Genomic DNA, 17749 nt, shown 5'->3' on the forward strand with positions numbered 1-17749 from the left:
GTTTCAGCGTTTAAAAGTTTAAAATCCTGAGATTTAAACCTTAAAAAACGAACTGCTTATGCAAATTTAAGATTATTTTGTGATTTTCACCACATTACGATTTTCTGAATCTTTTGTTAATGGTAATTCAGAATTGTTGTACAAAACTTTAGAAACCTCGAACACGGCAGGAGTCCAGCGATAAAAAATTTGCAGCGTATCATTATCAACAGCAGCAAACGTACTATCTGTAAGTTTTTTAATTAAATCAACTCTAATCTGAGATCGATATATTCTGTTTTCTGTCTCTCCGCCACTTTCTAACTGCCTTGTGGCGCCTGCAATATATTCGATGTATTGTATAGAATCAGAAACTGTTTTCACCGAGTTTGAAACTGGCGCATTATCTACTGGTGCGAGCATATCATTCATCGCAATTGTACTAAATGATCCGATTTGATTTGGAATCAGTAAATTTTTTCCAGTGGCATCCTGAAGGTACAGACTCATGATCTGATCAATTTTTTGAAAAGAATCTTCATCGCTCCTACATCCCATAAGCGCAAAACATCCCAATAAAATTCCAAAAAATAGATTCTTCATATGGCAAAGATAATTATTTTAGATTCTTTAAATATTTATTAAAATGATAAAAATAGAAAAATCCCGAACTTAATAAAGTCACAGAAACACTAATTGCCATTCCTAAAATATGATATTTTGGAACTAAAAAGAAAGAAAATACAATAAGTGTAATGAATGAAATCACAGATCCTTTGGTATTGACCGACATTTTACCTATCGCAGATAAAAGATTCCCGTAAAGATTTCTAAACAAAATATTCATTAAAAAAGTTGCCATGAAAATAACAAATATATAAGAACTTTCTGCATACTTTTCTTTGGATATTACTATCAGAATTTCTTTACTAAATAATGTGCTAATGATTAAAACAAGCAAACAAATTGGAATAAAAAACTTGTAGTATCCAATGATGTAGTTTTTAAGAAAACTGCGGTTTTGATAGTTCTTTGCCAAAGTATGAAAATCACTCTGCATAAAAGACAATGCCAAAAATGTCACATTTGAAGGAATCAAAATAGCTACTCTGTAATCTGCCACCGCATCTTCATTGAGTAAAAAACTTAGAATAATAATATCTATTGAAAAAAGAGCATCGGAGAGTAAGGTTGTTGCAGAAGTATTAAATCCGTATTGTCTAATTTCTTTCAAATTAAAATTATCAGCCAACTTTACAGTATTCATACTTGATTTTTTCAGCCAAAATAAAGACAGAAAAGGAGTGAAAGCCATCGCAATGAGATACCCTTTTAATTGAAAAAAATAGGTTAAAATTAGCAGGACTAAAAGCCCAGATATGCTTAAAAAGTTATTAAACCCAGCAAACTCTCTGTTTTTATTATACACTCTAAGATCTGATTGCACATAAGTAAAAAAATAAAAGCCGATAAGACGAATACAGAAAAATAAAAAAATATAGAAAATATCTTCATATTTTGTAATGTAAAAAAAACTGACTATCAAAAAAATTATTGATAATAAAATTTGATAATAAAAGCCTTTTCTAAAAAGATAAGCCGATAAGTTATTCTTTTCTGCTTCCTGATCGGAAATAGAGCCGAATCTCAATAAACTTTGATGACTCCCAAAACCACTGCATGCAGATAAAATAGAAAAAACCGCCGCAACTATGCTCAGCTTACCAAAATCTTCTGTTGGGAGTATCTTAATGATAAAAAGTGATGAAAAAAGTCCACAGATTTTAGCAATCAATAATGAAATCAAAACATAATGTCCCTCGTTTTTAAGAAAATTTTGCAAGAAAAATAGTAAGCTTTTCATTTAAAAATAAAGCTTAAAAATAGATAAAATATTGATTGCGTAAGCTTTGTCAAAAAATGAAGATGAACTAAAGAGTGATTTCACATCGTTTTGCAATTCAGTATAATTTTCCAGACGATCAATATTTTCTGTAAAATAATTTGAATAATATTGTTGTATAGATCTATCATTATCAAAATAAAACTGATAAGGATACATACTCGTTTTTGTCGGCTTGTTTAATAGTTTCTGATAAAAAGCTTTACGAGCACCCTTCAAATACTTCTCACCAAACCTTATTTTCCATTGAGCATCTGGTTTCATTAAAGTTCTTTCCCAAGTGTATTTAGATGCTTCTTTACAATGTTTTAGAAGCCATTGCTGATACAATTTATGCTTAAACTTCCACTCTTCAGGAAGACTAACAGACAATTGCATAAAATCTTTGGTCATGTAAGGTGATACCATATACGCTTTTTGCCGGAGAACGTGTGAGCCAAGAACTGTCCTATTATATGCGAGATTTTTTAGTAAGAATATTTCTTCACGATCATATTTTTTTAAAACAGAATCAATATTGGATTGTATGTGAGGAAGAAAATCCGAATTCACAATAATCTTATAATGAGAAGGTGATTTTCGTCGGGGTTCAGAATTAAAACCTCCTAAAATACCATCACCAATCTGCCCGCCATGAAAAAGCGAAAAATCTCTATACTTCAAATTATCTACTGCATGACTTACATGTATACCTCCTATAAAATGTATACAACCCTCAGAAATTCTTGTAAGCTCATCTATTTTTTTTAAAAATAAGCCATTATCAAGCGGTATAAACTCAAAATCTAAGTCATAATCTGCAGCTATCTTTCTAGAAATTTTTTCATCAAGATATTCGGACTGCGAAAAACAGAGAGTTGAACCAATTTCAAAGCCTTCCTTGATAGCATACATCAGTGCCATTCTGCTATCTAATCCGCCACTCAATAATGCCAAATGCGACGTATTATATTCTAAATCTTTTTCATATTCCATTTTTACACCAGCAGCAAAAACTTCATGGATCTGATCTAATGCCACCTCTTTGGAGTTTGAAAAATATTCTGTTTGAGCGATATCAAAATATTCTCTTTCAATAATCGATTGCGTTGTACAATCTATCGTTAAAAAATGACCATCTAAAACTTTGTATATATTTTCAATAGGAGTTCTATTCTCTAATAAATTTCCAATTGCTAAAATTTGATAGAGTGAGGTAATATCGGGGTTAACAGAAATGTTATTTTCTTTAATTGTTTCGCTCATTCTCACCAAATTTGAATCGATAAAAATAACTGAATCTATTTTTGAATAAAAAACACGTTGACTAGATGTGGGATTCGTAAATACAAGGATTTTATTTTCTTTTTTATCCCAAATGCAACCTCTGAACTCGCCTTCAAGATCCTGCAATATGCGCCAACCGACTTTATGATATTTACTGATAAAAAGCTTGGGGAAATCATTTGTAAATGAATCTTTCAACAATGCTTTTTTATTGAGAACCACTCCTTCAAGAATAACATAATATTCTGGCGTTTCAACGTAGAAAGAATCATAAGTTTCTTTTTGAAAAAAACTTTTAATCTGAGGTTGGCTGTTACTAATTAAAATTGAAAATCCCTGATTCATTTCAATGTTTCATTATATATTTTAAAAAATTTTTCAGAGATTGTCTCTTGTGAGAAAGTCTTTTCTGCATAGATTTTCATTGTTGAAGGGTCATGTTTTTTCTCACTCATCAACATTTTTAGCATAGCATCTTTAAGTAAATCTTCTTCTTTATTTTCGAGCAAAATTCCAAAATTGTCTGGAAAAAACTCCGATATGCCGCCTACATTTGTAGAAATCACTCTAATTCCGCTCGCAAAAGATTCTGCAATTACACATGGCTGGTTTTCATAATCACTAAAAAGAATAAAGCAGTCAGACCGCTGCATTCTTTCTGCAATTTGAGGAAGAGTCTGAATTCCAAAAATTTCAATTACAGATTCGAGGTTGTCATTTTTAACTATTTTTTCTAATTCAGAAGTGTCGCCGTCACCACCAATCTGCAGTTTAAAAGAATAGCCTTCTTTTAAAAGTTTAATGGCAACATTTAAAATTTTATCTGCACTTTTATTAGCCGTGAGGTTTGAAACATGTATAAAGGTAAATTTCTCTGTACTTATTTTTGCAGGAAAAAAAAGATTTGTATTTACCACATTCGGAATTACTTCCATTGATGTTCTAATTCCTAATTTCTCTAAACTTTCTTTTAGGTTTTTAGTAACAGGAAGAATCTTATAAGCCTGATTACCAATCAACCTAGCAACCAATTTAATAATAAAAGATGTTTTATGTTGATTTTCTATTTTTAAGGCACTCCAATGTTCACTTATAACAAAAGGTATTTTAAACTTTTTTTTAAGATACACAGCAAAAAGCATAGAATTATGCAAAACATTTGCATGAATAAGATCTGGATATTGAAGTTGATGGAAGCCTTTTTTATAAGCAATCATTCTTCTATAAAAATTCTGAAGAGGATTTTTTGAATTTTTATAATAAACAATTAATGTTCTGATATTATTAATGACTTGGTCATCAAATATAAACTTTTCTGATTGCTGAAAGTTTCCTATTGCATGTAAAATCTCAACATCGCATATTAAAGATGCCGCTTCTGCATGGCGTTGCACAAAGTTTCCATTGGTAGGCTCTAGTTTATTCGGAAACCAAGATGAAATAAATAAAACTTTATGCTTCATTAATTATCAGTTCAAAAATGTATTTTTAATATGGCTAAACAATCATAATCTTCGCATTTTACTGACCACCATATTTAAATTGTATATAAAGACTATTTAGTCTATGTTTTATTTTTTGAAGTATCGTTCGTTTGTCATTAACAAAAATTTTATCATAATCTGTTTTTTTCTGAATAACTATAAACTGATAATCATTTTCAACCCAAATACTATAGGTATCGAAATTAAGTATTTGAAGTCCGTTCGTTTCGGCGTTCGTTAAAATAGTTCTCAAAGGTATGGGCTGATCGATGATTTGCAAAGATGACGGATCATTTTTCGTTAAGTAGTCAATAAACTCAGGATTAGGAACGTTGATAACTATCTTGGTATTATCATCTGATAATTTTGCCAAATTTTTAAAAAGATCAAAATGTTTTTCAATTGGGATATGCTCAATAACATCAAATAGAGTTATAAAATCATAGTTCTTTTTTTCGGGAATATAGTTTACAACATCGCCTACAAAAAAAGAAATGTTTTTTTTATCTAGTTTTGATTTTGCTAATTCTATTGATTTATCACTTAAATCCACAGCTTCGATATATCCCTCTTTTACCGTACTGGATAATAATTTAGTCATTACGCCTATTCCACACCCCAACTCCAAAACATTTGAAGAAGACACAAGGTTCAGAGATCGCATTTTTTTATATAAAGTGTAGATTCTTTCGTTGATTCCTGAATTTGTCTGGTAGTTTACGAAATCATTGTAGAAATCTTTAACATTATCGTTATTCATATTATTACAGCTGAATATTTTAATTCAAATGATGAACTTTTGTACAAAGATTATTTAATTCCTGCCGCCCAACTTCTGTTAAAAGGAAGCAAAAAGTTTCCTAAAAATTCAAGATAGGTGTTTTTCGAAAAATCAAAAACGTCAATTTCCGCAGACAATTCTCCGCTTCTTACTTTATTTTTAAAGTCTATTAATTTTAACGTTTTTACTTCACCATTTTCTATAAAACTAGCTTTCATGCGATCAAATAGTCCCAATTGATATTCCTCATCAATTTCTCTCATAATCTTGCCTAAAGCATCAATGCTACAGCCGGATGCCATCTCCTTTTCCTCATCAACGCAGATAACAATAAACTGATTTTTTTCAATTTTAAAAGATGATGAAAGAGGTTTTCCGTGAGCTGCCCATCCTGCAAGAAAGTCGTATAGCTTTTCTGTAATAACTTTTGCTTCTTTGGTGGTAAAAGCCCTTGACGCAGGATATATAATAACTCTGTAGTCTTCAGCTTCTACTATATTTGATTCTTCAATTTTCATATGTAGATATTTATTTTTAATGGTCATCCCAAACAGTCGGGACAAGTATGCTATCGCCATCTTCATCGGTTTATGAATCAAACCAGTCATGGCGATTTCATTTCCAATACATTTTAAAAAGTAAAATTACGGAATTTTATTGATTTGATATTTTTAAACAAAAAACTCAAGAATAATCCTGAGTTTTATATTTTACTAAAAGGCTAGTTTTTATAAATCTTCAGCTTCAGCCAAAAGTTCCACAATATCTTTTACTTCTACTTCGGTATTTTTATTGAAATGCTTTACACCATCCGTCAACATCGTGTTACAAAACGGACAACCAGTTGCAATGATTTTAGGCTCAAATGAAAGTGCTTCTTCAGTTCTTTCAACGTTGATGTCTTTATTCCCTTTTTCAGGTTCTTTGAACATCTGTGCTCCTCCTGCTCCACAACATAGACCGTTCGTTTTACAACGTTTCATTTCAACCAATTCGGCATCCAGCTTTTCTAACAGCATTCTCGGTGCTTCATATTCGCCATTTGCTCTTCCCAGATAACAAGGATCATGAAATGTGATTTTTTTTCCTTTAAAAGCTCCGCCTTCAATTTTCAATCTTCCTTCATTCATCAATTGTTTTAAAAATTGAGTATGATGAATTACTTCAAAGTTTCCTCCTAAACTTGGATATTCATTTTTCAGTGTATTAAAGCAGTGCGGACAGGCCGTTACGATTTTTTTAACATCATAGGCATTCAGAACTTCAATATTCGTCATTGCCATCATTTGGAAAACAAATTCGTTCCCTGCTCTTTTTGCGGGGTCACCTGTACAGCTTTCTTCCTGTCCTAAAACAGCGAATTCAACTCCGATTTTATTCAGAATTTTACAGAATGCTTTGGTAATTTTTTTTGCTCTGTCGTCAAAACTTCCGGCACAGCCAACCCAAAACAAAACTTCAGGTGATTTTCCTTCGGCAGCATAATCTGCCATTGTTTTTATAGTGAAATCCATTTTGTTATAAAATGTATTTTGTATTAATTTGAATTAAATTTTCAGAAAATAAATTAATTAATTTTTTTTACAAATAATTAATCATTTGCCCAATTCAGACGATCTGCCTGATTATATTGCCATGGTGCAGCATTGTTTTCTACGTTGGTCATCATCAGATTTAACTCTTGTGGAGCCGCAGACTGTTCCATTACTAAGAATCTTCTCATTTCGAAAATGATAGAAAGTGGATCAAGCAATACCGGACAAGCCTCAGTACAAGCATTACAAGTAGTACAAGCCCAAAGTTCTTCTTTTGTGATATAATCGTTCAGCAATTTCTTGCCGTCATCTTCAAACTTTCCGTTTTTATCAATATTTCTTCCAACTTCTTCCAGACGATCTCTGGTTTTCATTAAAATCAATCTTGGAGACAGTTTTTTACCCGTAATATTTGCAGGACAAACAGAAGTACAACGACCACATTCTGTACAAGAATAGGCATTTAATAATTGAACCTGATTTAAATCAAAAACATCCTCAGCACCAAATTTTGAAGGAGCTTCTGCAACATCACCTTCTGCCGGAGCTGCGTAAGGATCTGCATTTGGATCCATCATTAATTTGATTTCTGCAGTAACAGAATCTAAATTATTAAATTTTCCATACAAATCTAAATTGGCGTACCAAGTACTTGGAAAAGCTAAAATGATGTGTAAATGTTTAGAATAATAAAGATAGTTCATGAAGAACAAAATACCCACAAAGTGAAACCACCATGCAAATCTTTCAACAAAAACTAAAAACCCACTATCGAAACTGAAAATTTCTAGAAATGGAACTAAAGTAATTTGACTGATAGGAAAACTACCATGTTCTGCTAAAACTCCTCTCTGTTGTAAGATGAAGTCTGAAGAATTCATACTAAAGAAAGCAACCATCAAGGCAAACTCAATAATCAAGATCCAGTTGGCATCATTCTTTGGCCATCCGAAAAGTTCTTTCATCGTTAATCGCTTAACTCCGTACAAATTTCTTCGAATGAAAAACAATACAACACCAATGATTACAAGTATTGCTAAAACTTCTAAAGTTGCTGTAAAAATATTATAGAAAGTATGTCCCAAAATAGTGGCTAAAAATCTATGTGTTCCGAAGACTCCGTCAACAATAATTTCAATTAATTCGATATTAATAATAACAAAACCTACATATACAAAAAGGTGAAGAATGCCCGCAACAGGCCTTTTCACCATTCTACTCTGACCCGTCGCTACACGAGCCATTGTCTCCCAACGTTCAGGTTTTCTGTCGCTGCGGTTGATTTCTCTTCCTAATCTGATATTTCTATAAATCTTAAAAAGGCTTTTTCCGAATAACCCAAAACCTGCAACTAATAGAATCAGAAAAATAATATTGTCAAGATATTGCATAATGATGAATTAGTCTTTACTGTTCTTACCAAATACTGAGAAATTAACGTACTTCTTAGGATTAGCTTTTAAATCTTCAATAAGAGCATTTAAGTTTGTGGAAGCAGCATTCAGATTATTGTATAACTGATCGTCTTTCATGATTTTCCCTAAACTTCCTTCACCTCTGTCAATCCCGGAAACAACTTTATTTAATTGCCCAACAGTATTATCTAAATTAGCAATTGTAGCATTCAATTTTTGAGTATCAATGCTCTCAGCTAAATTACCATATTTATCTAAAGTAACTTTACCACTTTTCATGGTAAGACTCGCCTCATCAAGAACTTTTTGAAGTTTAGGATCATTATTTCCAACTAATTTGTTGACACTTCCTGCTGTAGTTTCTAAAGCACCAACTGTTTTATTTAGATTGTGAAGTAAAATTTTAATCTCCTCTCTGTTCTGCTCGTTCATCACTTGGTTGGCATTCACCATCAAAGAATCTACTCTATGCAAAACAGTTTGTAACTGATCTTTTACCGGACCAACCTGAGAAGAAAGACTATTCATCATTCCTAGTTTGAAAGCACCTTTTAAAGTGTCACCATCTTTTGCAGTAGGACCTCCGTAAAACAAGTTCACTCTCATTTCTTTACCACCCATCAAACTCGGTTCAAAAATCTCCAAATTTGAATTTTTCGAAAATTGAAAGTTATCATCAACGGTAATTTTAACGATAAAATGAATTTTACCATCCTTTGATGTTTGTGGTATAATCTTGTCCACCTGCCCTACTTTTAAACCATTGATAGAAACCGGTGAAGACTGCGTAAGCCCCTCAACGTTATCGTATTTAGCATAAAATATATTGTCGGTAGTAAAAAGGCTTCTGCCTTTCATGAATTGGAACAAAACGACAAAGCCGACTACAGCTAAAATCGCTATTAGACCAGCTTTTATTTCTTTACTGAACTTCACTTTTTATATTTTTTCTAATAAGCAAATATAGTACATTTAAATTAATGTTTTTCTGTATCGCTATGGGTTAAACACAAAAAAAGTGGCAAAAACTCTGCCACTTTTAATATTGTTGATTTTGGATATCTTATTGTTGATTTCCAAGCTTGCTCCAGATCTCGATTCTATAATCATCGATGTCTGCGTTATCTTGTAAACTCTTCAACCAAGCCTGACCAAACATTCCTGCATTTCTCTGTGTAACAGATTCTGTAAATTGTTTAGCATCTCCTGCTTGTTTGTTGATTGTTTCGTTCTTTTTAACTAAAACATAAACTCCAGTTCCACCTTCGATAGCGTTAGAAATTGCTCCCTTTTTAACTCCGAATGCAGCACCCGCAACTTTAGGCTCCATTGCTCCTGCAACTGATGGGTTTAGTAAATTAACCTGTGCAGATTGTTTAGTAGTAGCAAAAGTTTTAGCAACCTGATCTAAACTTGTCGCTTTACCAATCTTATCTGAGATTTGTTTTGCTGCCAATTTATTCATAACAACAGTTTCGATCTGATCTCTCACAGATTCAGGATCAGCAAGACCTTTTTCTTGTTTTCCGTTTAAGTAGACAACTACTTTATCTCCTGTTCCTTCTACAGTAAAGAATTCTGTATCTCCTTTTTCTCTTTTCTTATCAAATGCCCAAGTGATGATTTCAGCATCTTTATCAGTTCCTAAACCTTGTAACTGACCGTCAAATCTCTTCGCAGATTTTGCATTCGAGTATTGATAGTTTGATTTTTTAGCAATGTTCACAAAATCATTGAATGACTTCCCTTGAATTTGCTGAATGAATCTTCTTGCATTTTTATCAACTGTAGCTTCTGTAGCATCAGAAGGCTTGATTGTTTTTACCAGGTGAGCGACTTTGTAACCCATTGTTCCTGCTTTTTTATCTTCTACGTTGATGATATGGTAACCAAAACTTGTCTCAGTAAGACCTGTAGAACCTTTAGCGTTATTTGCTAAGAAAGACAAATATTGAGGTGCAAACTGACTTTGAGGAGTCGTCCAACCCACGCTACCATTTCTTTCAACAGCGTTTGGTTCATCAGACAATTTAAGACCTTCTGCAAATTTCGCAGGATTTCCTTTGATTGCTGCCATTAAACTATCAGCAATTTTCTTCGCTTGTTCTTTTGTTCTTGTAGCAGTAGATCTTTCAGCTCCTTTGTAAGCAATCAAGATGTGCTTAGATAAAGTAGAATCTGAAGCTTTTTTGTCTACTAATTTAGAAACAACATATAAGTTTTGCTCTTTGTAAGGACCGAAAGTCTGACCAATCGCAGCAGTTTCCAATTTACCTTGTAAACCTTGAGGCATTTGGTTAACCGGAACATATTGATTATTAAAAGGAATATCAGAATTTGCCATGACAAACATAGAATCGTTTGTAGTATTCATGAAGTTCTCTTTTCCGCCGCTTTCGTCTGTACCTACAGAGAATACTTTGGTAATATCTTTCAATACCGCTGCATCATCTGCCGGGCTTGGCTGTGAAGGGAAAAATACAATTCCCAAGTTTCTGCTAGGCTCAGTTTTGAACATTACAGGATGCTGGTCGATGTATTTCTTTAAATCTTCAGTAGTAACTTTGATTTTATTTTTTTGAAGATAAGAAGCGTAATCAACTTTTACAAAATCGATATCAGCTAACTGATCTCTTTCTTTCATTAATTCCTCAGCCTCTTTTTTACCAGTCGTAATACCTGTAGAAATATTAGCAAACACTTGTCTTGCCATGATTCTGTATTCGATTGTTTTTTTGGTTTTCAACCACTGAGCATATCCTTCAGGGTTTGTATTTTGTAGAGTTTCAATCTCTTTCTTCAATTCCTGAAGCTTGAAATTACCTTTTTCGTCAAAAAGCTGTTGATTTTGAGCAAACATCTGATCAAACTGAATTTGGTTCCAGAACAAATCGTCTGTCATTTCAAATCCCATTTTTTCAAATTGCTGCTTTACCAATTTTGATTGCACAAGCAATTGCCAAGCCTGCTCTTCAAGTCCGGTTTTTGGTTGTTGCTGTTGCTCAGCCTGCTGCTGTAATACGAAAAGCTGGTCGTTATACTCCTCACGGGTAATCTTCTCACCATTTACTTTTCCTAAAATATCAGGATTTTTTCCAAAAACTTTATCGAGACTTTCTGGGTTTACCAAAAACGCCAATAGCGCCAATGCGATCATTCCCATCAAAAGCCAAGGTCTACTCCTAATCTGTCCTAAAATTGCCATTTTATAAATATAGTTTTATATCAGTGTGCGAAAATACACATTTTTAAGAAATTACAGAAATATAAGATGGTTTTTTAATTTTTAAAATTTAATATCGCATAATATGGAAATTTTGACCGTATTTTTTATCAAAAAACAAATGGCATAAGTATTGTGAAAATTACGTACACATTATATGTAAAGCTATGCTCAACATATTTTGATTTTATCCTTTAACGATTAAAACTATAAATGACAATTTGTCATTTAACTTATTATGACAGAATTTGAAGATATAAATTTTGATGAAATCTTGGGCGACGGATTTGATATTGTAGCCGAAGAGATCAATCTTTCTGATATTGACGAAAGCGCAAAAAACTCTGAACAGATTATTTTCCCGATACTTCCTGTAAGAAATATGGTAATGTTCCCGAATGTGGTCATCCCAATTACAGCAGGAAGAAAAACCTCCATTCAACTTCTTGAAGAAGCTCAGCAGAACGGCGATTTCATTGGAATCGTAAGCCAGAAAAACTCTGATATTGAGCAGCCTACGGAAAAAGATTTTTACCAGATTGGTACTTTAGCCAAAATCATTAAGATCATTAAACTTCCTGAAGGAAACGTTACTGCCATCACTAAAGGTTTCCACAGATTTAAAATAAAAAAAATCACAGGCAGCAAACCTTATTTTAAAGCTGAAATTACAAGACTAAAAGATTCGAAACCAAAAAATAAGGAAGAATACGAAGCGTTACTGGAAAATGTAAAAGATTTAGCCTTAAAAATCATTGAGCTGGATCCCAACATTCCCAATGCAGCTAATTTTGCGATAAAAAACATCAACAGCAATGATGATTTATTAAACTTCATCTGCACTAATGCTAGTTTCCCTTACGCAGAAAAACAAAAATTGCTTGAGGAAAAAAGCCTGATGGAAAGAGCCAACAAGTGCTACGAAATGATGCATGAAGATTTCAGAAAACTGGAACTGAGAAATCAGATTCATCAGAAAACTTCAAAAGATCTTGACAAGCAGCAGAGAGAATATTTCCTGAACCAACAGATCAGAACCATTCAGGATGAGTTAGGTGGCGGTCCGGAAAGCGATGTAGAAGATTTATTAAAAAAAGGAAGCGAAAAAAAGTGGAAACCTGAAGTTGAAGAGCATTTCCAAAAAGAAATTGGAAGATTACAGAGACAAAACCCAAATTCTCCCGATTACAATGTTCAGAGAAATTACTTGGATTTCTTCACAGATCTTCCTTGGGAAACCTTTACCAAAGACACTTTCGATATAGAAAAAGCTGAAAAAGTTTTAGATAAAGCACATTTCGGTTTAGAAGATATTAAGAAAAGAATTTTGGAACACATGGCTGTTTTGAAATTAAAAAACAATATGAAATCCCCAATTTTATTATTGGTAGGGCCTCCGGGAGTTGGTAAAACCTCTCTTGGAAAGTCGGTTGCCGATGCTTTGGGAAGAAAATATGTACGTGTTTCTTTGGGCGGACTTCATGACGAAAGCGAAATCCGCGGACACAGAAAAACCTACATCGGTGCGATGGCAGGAAGAATTCTTCAATCCATCAAAAAATCAGGGACATCAAATCCTGTGATTGTTTTAGATGAAATTGATAAAGTAGGAAAAGGAATGCACGGCGACCCGAGTTCGGCGTTACTTGAAGTTCTTGATCCTGAGCAGAATAATGCTTTCTACGATAATTTCCTTGAAATGGGTTATGATTTGTCTAAAGTCATGTTTTTGGCGACGGCAAACTCACTTTCAACCATACAAACCCCGCTTTTGGACAGAATGGAAATCATTCAGATTGCAGGTTATACTTTGGAGGAAAAGATTGAGATCGCCAAGAGACATTTAATTAAAAAGCAACAGGAAGAAAACGGTTTGACGGCAAAATCTTTCAAATTGGGAAATCCTGAATTGAAACATATTATTGAAGCACATACTTCGGAAAGCGGTGTCAGATCTTTAGAAAAAAGAATTGCAGGAATTGCTCGTTGGGTTGCCCTGCAAACCGCTATGATGAAAGAATATGATGCTAAAATATCTGTCGAAAAAGTAGATGAAATTTTAGGTGTCCCAAGACCGAAAAGCTTGTCTGAATTAACAGACGTTCCAGGTGTAGTAACCGGATTGGCTTGGACGAGCGTTGGAGGTGACATTTTATTTATTGAAAGCATTACCAGCAACGGAAAAGGAAATCTTACGATGACCGGAAATCTGGGAACAGTAATGAAAGAATCTGCTACAATTGCTTTGGAATACATTAAAGCTAAACACGAAGATTTAGGAATTACCGAAGATGATTTAGAAAAGAAAAACATTCACGTTCACGTTCCGGAAGGCGCAACCCCAAAAGACGGACCTTCTGCCGGAATCGCAATGCTGACTTCTATGGTTTCTACATTCAGAAATAAAAAAGTGAGACCTCATCTGGCAATGACGGGTGAAATTACTTTAAGAGGAAAAGTGCTTCCTGTAGGCGGAATTAAAGAAAAACTTCTCGCTGCAACAAGAGCAGGAATTAAAGAAGTGATTCTCTGCGAAGCCAACAGAAAAGATGTGGAAGAAATAAAGCAGGATTATCTGAAAAATCTGAAAGTAAACTACGTGAATTGGATGACTGAAGTTCTTGAACTTGCTATCGAAAAATAAAATTTTTATTAATAAATTTATAACCTCATCGTAAACGGTGAGGTTTTTGTTATGTGTAGAAAAAAATCCTCATGAACCTTTTTAAACTACCCTTTCTTCTAAAACTCGCACTCGCCGTTGTTTCTATTATCGGAATCGGCTACCTTATTAAGTTAGGGCAAAGCATTTTAGCTCCTTTCTTTCTGGCGTTTTTGATGGCGATGCTTTTTTTGCCGATTGCTAATTTTTTAGAAAAGAAACTAAGATTTCCAAGATCAATTTCCACTATTATTTCGGTGATGATGATGTTGGTTATTTTGACAGGAATGATCTTTTTCTTCGGTTCGCAAATTTCAAGTTTTAGCCGTGATGTTCCGCATCTAACGAAGCAGTTTAATCTGGTTTTCCATAATCTCCAGACGTGGGTCTCTCATACTTTTAATGTGAAAATTGATGAACAACTTGACTATTTGGATCAAGGCTTAAGCAAGCTTCTGTCTTCATCCGGAGTGATTTTAGGATTTACTTTTGGAATTTTTTCTTCAAGTTTGGGATTTTTAGCTTTTTTCATCTTATTCTTTATTTTCATCTTAAATTACAGAAGAATTCTAAATAATTTCATTGTCAATGTTTTCAATGAAAAGCACAAATCGAGCGTTCAAGAAGTTGTTTCTGAGGTAAGAATTATGACAAAAAGATATATCATAGGATTGTGTCTTCAGGTGATTATCGTTTCTGTTCTCACAACAATTGTTCTAACTATTTTGGGCGTAAAATATGCCATTTTATTAGGCGTTTTAACAGGATTATTAAACGTTATCCCCTACATCGGAATTTGTATTTCATTATTAATTTCATGTTTCATCGCTTTTGCAACGGGAACTGTTTCTACATGTGTTTATGTTGCCATCGGCTACGTCATCGTTCATGCAATTGACGGAAATATCGTTCTTCCTTTTGTAGTGGGCTCAAAAGTAAAAATCAATGCTTTATTTTCTTTCATCGGTATTCTTTTAGGTGAACATCTTTGGGGAATTTCAGGAATGTTTTTGTGTATTCCTGCGATTGCAATCATTAAAATTATTTTCGAAAGAGTGGATGGGTTGCAACCTTGGGGCAAGCTTTTAGGCGAAGATGAAAAACCTAACAAGAAAAAGAAAAGCTATAAGATTTCCAAAAACATCACATTAAAGGAAATGGATTAATTTACTGGCAATAAGCAACAGGTAATGAGTAATTTACCTTAAAATAATAAAGCCCTCCAAATTGAAGGGCTTTCTGTTTTTTATCCAAGAGCACAAAGAGGATTTCTTCTATTCGGACAAAGTTGATCGCAAGGAATATAGGTTCCGCTATCAGGACAGTAACCAATATTAGGATCATCTCCTCCTTTAATCGTTTTTAGATTCGAACGCTCTAATTTTTTAAGGTTTTTCAACATAATTATTTGTTTAGTTTGATTTGTAAAACAAATATATAAAATATAAGAATATAAAATATAATTATTTCTCTAAAAAGAGAATAAAAAAGGATTTATTTAAAAATTTCAAATGAAAAACTAATTTTATTTAAATTTGATAAAAATCAACATCATGAAAATCGTAAAATTTATTATCTGTCTTCTTTTTGGGCTGATGTTCTTCAATGCCGGATTAGACAAGTTTCTTCACTACATGCCCATGCCCGAATTTACACCCGAACAAATGAAAGTTTTCGATGCTTTCAATAAATTACATTGGCTGATGCCGTTAGTGGGAGCTGTAGAAGTTATTGGTGGCTTATTATTTATCTTCCCAAAAACAAGAGCTTTAGGAGCAATCGTGATTTTACCGATAATGGTTGGAATTATTCTGCACGTTTTCACAATCGACAAATCCACAACAGGAATGTCAATCGCCGGAGTACTGTTTCTTATCAATCTTTGGATGATTATCGATAATAAAGATAAATATAAAGCTCTAATTAGCTGAAAAAGTAAATGATCAATTGTGAATCCGTTTCACTTGCAAATTTTTTAAAATTCACTTGCAGAAAAAGATTCACAATTGATCATTCAAATATATTAAACGAATGCGCTGAAGCCAGTAATTGACCTACCGACAATCAGTGAATTGATCTCTTTTGTTCCTTCGTAAGAGTAAATTGCTTCTGCGTCAGCGACAAACCTTGCTACATCATATTCAAGCAAAATTCCGTTTCCGCCTAAAACTTCTCGTGCTCTTGAGACAATATCTCGGGTTCGCATGGTGCAGAAAACTTTGGCTAAAGAAGCGTGCTCGTCTTTTAAAATTCCCTCGTCCTGCATTTCCGAAAGCCTGAAAACCATGGTCTGCATTGCCGTTAAGTTAGAAAGCATTTCTACTAAATGTCCCTGAATCATTTGGAACGAGGCAATCGGTTTTCCGAATTGTTCTCTTGTTCTTGTATAATCTAATGCGCTTTCATAAGCTCCTCTTGCACAACCTGTCGCCATCCAAGCAACGCCAGCTCTTGTCATTCTCAAAACTTTTGCCGTGTCTTTGAAGGAATTAGCATTTTGTAAACGATTATCTTCTGTTACAATACAATCTTTCAAAGTAATCAAACCATTTTGAACGATTCTCAAAGCCATTTTCCCTTTGATTTTCTCAACAGAATATCCGGGATTGTCTTTTTCAACGATAAAACCTTTTACTTCACCATCATCTAAATCTCTTGCCCAAATAATAATTAAATCAGCAAACGTTGCGTTTCCGATCCATTTTTTTTGACCATTTAAGATCCAGCCATCCGGAGTTTTTTTACATGTCACCGTTAGACCACCTGCTGCTCCTGAACCAACTTCAGGTTCTGTTAATCCAAACGCACCAATTTTCTCGAACTTCTGCATTTGAGGAAGCCATTTTTGTTTTTGTTCTTCTGAACCACAAATGTAAATTGAGCCCATCGACAAGCCAGATTGTACTCCAAAAAAGGTGGCAATTGAAGCATCGACTCTTGCCATTTCCATCGCTATAACACCTTCCATCAGAAAGGGCATTCCTTTGCAACCGTAACCTTCATATGTTACTCCACAAATATCTAATTTTTGGAATTTAGGAATTAATTCATGAGGAAATTCGTCTCTCAGCCAATAATGATTAACTAAAGGTTTCACTTCTTTTTCCATAAACGCTCTTACTTTAAGCTGAACTTCTCTTTGTTCTGGCGTCAAAGTGTGATAAATATCGTAGAAATCACCGTCAATCGGCGGAAGTTCTTTCTTCTTTTTATTCGGGTCAAGCATTTTCATCATTCCACTTAACTGTTTATCGTCCAGTTTGGAAAAATTTTCCATGAGTTTGGGAAGATTTACTTTTTGTGAAATTTCGCCTAACTGATCAAAGTCGATTGATTTAAATAATTCTATGGCATTTCTGATTTTGGAAAAAGTATTAGACATATTGATTTTGGTTTGATTTGTAAAATTTAAGCAAAAATCAATCCGAAATACCATAGACACAGACTTTACTATTTTACAAAACACTGATTTACAATAATTTAAACTGAATATTTTATTTA

The 17749-nt window shown here is 33.5% G+C and carries 15 protein-coding genes; 3 read left to right on the forward strand and 12 right to left on the reverse strand.

The window, feature by feature from the left end; translation table 11 throughout:
• Positions 1–72: 72 nt before the first annotated feature.
• From MQX03_RS09305 to MQX03_RS09350, 10 genes are all read right to left on the reverse strand, one after another.
• Positions 73–582 carry a hypothetical protein gene (locus MQX03_RS09305; protein WP_242802696.1) on the reverse strand — a complete coding sequence of 170 codons (510 nt, stop codon included), beginning with the start codon at positions 580–582 and terminating at the stop codon, positions 73–75.
• A 13-nt stretch (positions 583–595) separates the two neighbouring features.
• Positions 596–1843 carry an oligosaccharide flippase family protein gene (locus MQX03_RS20585; protein WP_394801743.1) on the reverse strand — a complete coding sequence of 416 codons (1248 nt, stop codon included), beginning with the start codon at positions 1841–1843 and terminating at the stop codon, positions 596–598.
• On the reverse strand, positions 1844–3346 hold the full coding sequence (locus MQX03_RS09315) for an asparagine synthetase B family protein (protein ID WP_242802698.1): 1503 nt from the start codon (positions 3344–3346) through the stop codon (positions 1844–1846). It lies immediately after the preceding gene.
• A gap of 143 nt (positions 3347–3489) precedes the next feature.
• Positions 3490–4611, reverse strand: coding sequence for a glycosyltransferase family 4 protein (locus MQX03_RS09320; RefSeq protein ID WP_242802699.1), 1122 nt, complete (start codon positions 4609–4611; stop codon positions 3490–3492).
• 58 nt (positions 4612–4669) lie between these two features.
• On the reverse strand, positions 4670–5392 hold the full coding sequence (locus MQX03_RS09325) for a class I SAM-dependent methyltransferase (protein ID WP_242802700.1): 723 nt from the start codon (positions 5390–5392) through the stop codon (positions 4670–4672).
• Between the two features lie 50 nt (positions 5393–5442).
• Positions 5443–5931, reverse strand: a complete 489-nt coding sequence (locus MQX03_RS09330; protein WP_242802950.1) for a hypothetical protein — start codon at positions 5929–5931, stop codon at positions 5443–5445.
• A gap of 210 nt (positions 5932–6141) precedes the next feature.
• The gene (locus tag MQX03_RS09335) at positions 6142–6927 is read right to left on the reverse strand and encodes a (Fe-S)-binding protein (RefSeq protein WP_242802701.1); all 786 of its coding nucleotides are present in this window, start codon (positions 6925–6927) and stop codon (positions 6142–6144) included.
• A gap of 77 nt (positions 6928–7004) precedes the next feature.
• On the reverse strand, positions 7005–8339 hold the full coding sequence (locus MQX03_RS09340; RefSeq protein WP_242802702.1) for a (Fe-S)-binding protein: 1335 nt from the start codon (positions 8337–8339) through the stop codon (positions 7005–7007).
• A 9-nt stretch (positions 8340–8348) separates the two neighbouring features.
• The gene (locus MQX03_RS09345) at positions 8349–9299 is read right to left on the reverse strand and encodes an MlaD family protein (RefSeq protein WP_229982830.1); all 951 of its coding nucleotides are present in this window, start codon (positions 9297–9299) and stop codon (positions 8349–8351) included.
• A gap of 127 nt (positions 9300–9426) precedes the next feature.
• On the reverse strand, positions 9427–11568 hold the full coding sequence (locus MQX03_RS09350; protein WP_242802703.1) for a peptidylprolyl isomerase: 2142 nt from the start codon (positions 11566–11568) through the stop codon (positions 9427–9429).
• Positions 11569–11824: 256 nt separating this feature from the next.
• On the opposite strand from MQX03_RS09350, the gene lon reads away from it, so the two are divergent.
• Positions 11825–14230, forward strand: a complete 2406-nt coding sequence (lon, locus tag MQX03_RS09355; RefSeq protein ID WP_242802704.1) for an endopeptidase La — start codon at positions 11825–11827, stop codon at positions 14228–14230.
• Between the two features lie 71 nt (positions 14231–14301).
• Complete coding sequence (locus tag MQX03_RS09360; protein ID WP_242802705.1) at positions 14302–15414, forward strand: AI-2E family transporter; 1113 nt, start codon at positions 14302–14304, stop codon at positions 15412–15414.
• Between the two features lie 80 nt (positions 15415–15494).
• Here MQX03_RS09360 and MQX03_RS09365 read toward each other — a convergent pair whose 3' ends face one another.
• Positions 15495–15650 (reverse strand): bacteriocin-like protein, encoded by a 156-nt coding sequence (locus tag MQX03_RS09365; RefSeq protein ID WP_242802706.1) that lies wholly within the window; start codon positions 15648–15650, stop codon positions 15495–15497.
• A gap of 151 nt (positions 15651–15801) precedes the next feature.
• Here MQX03_RS09365 and MQX03_RS09370 point away from each other — a divergent pair, with 151 nt between their 5' ends.
• Entirely contained in the window at positions 15802–16179 is a 378-nt protein-coding gene (locus MQX03_RS09370) for a MauE/DoxX family redox-associated membrane protein (protein ID WP_242802707.1), read from the forward strand.
• 92 nt (positions 16180–16271) lie between these two features.
• Here MQX03_RS09370 and MQX03_RS09375 read toward each other — a convergent pair whose 3' ends face one another.
• Entirely contained in the window at positions 16272–17630 is a 1359-nt protein-coding gene (locus MQX03_RS09375) for an acyl-CoA dehydrogenase family protein (protein ID WP_129535711.1), read from the reverse strand.
• Positions 17631–17749 lie beyond the last annotated feature (119 nt).

The sequence above is a fragment of the Chryseobacterium aahli genome, assembly GCF_022699665.1.
Classification (GTDB): Bacteria; Bacteroidota; Bacteroidia; order Flavobacteriales; family Weeksellaceae; genus Chryseobacterium; species Chryseobacterium aahli.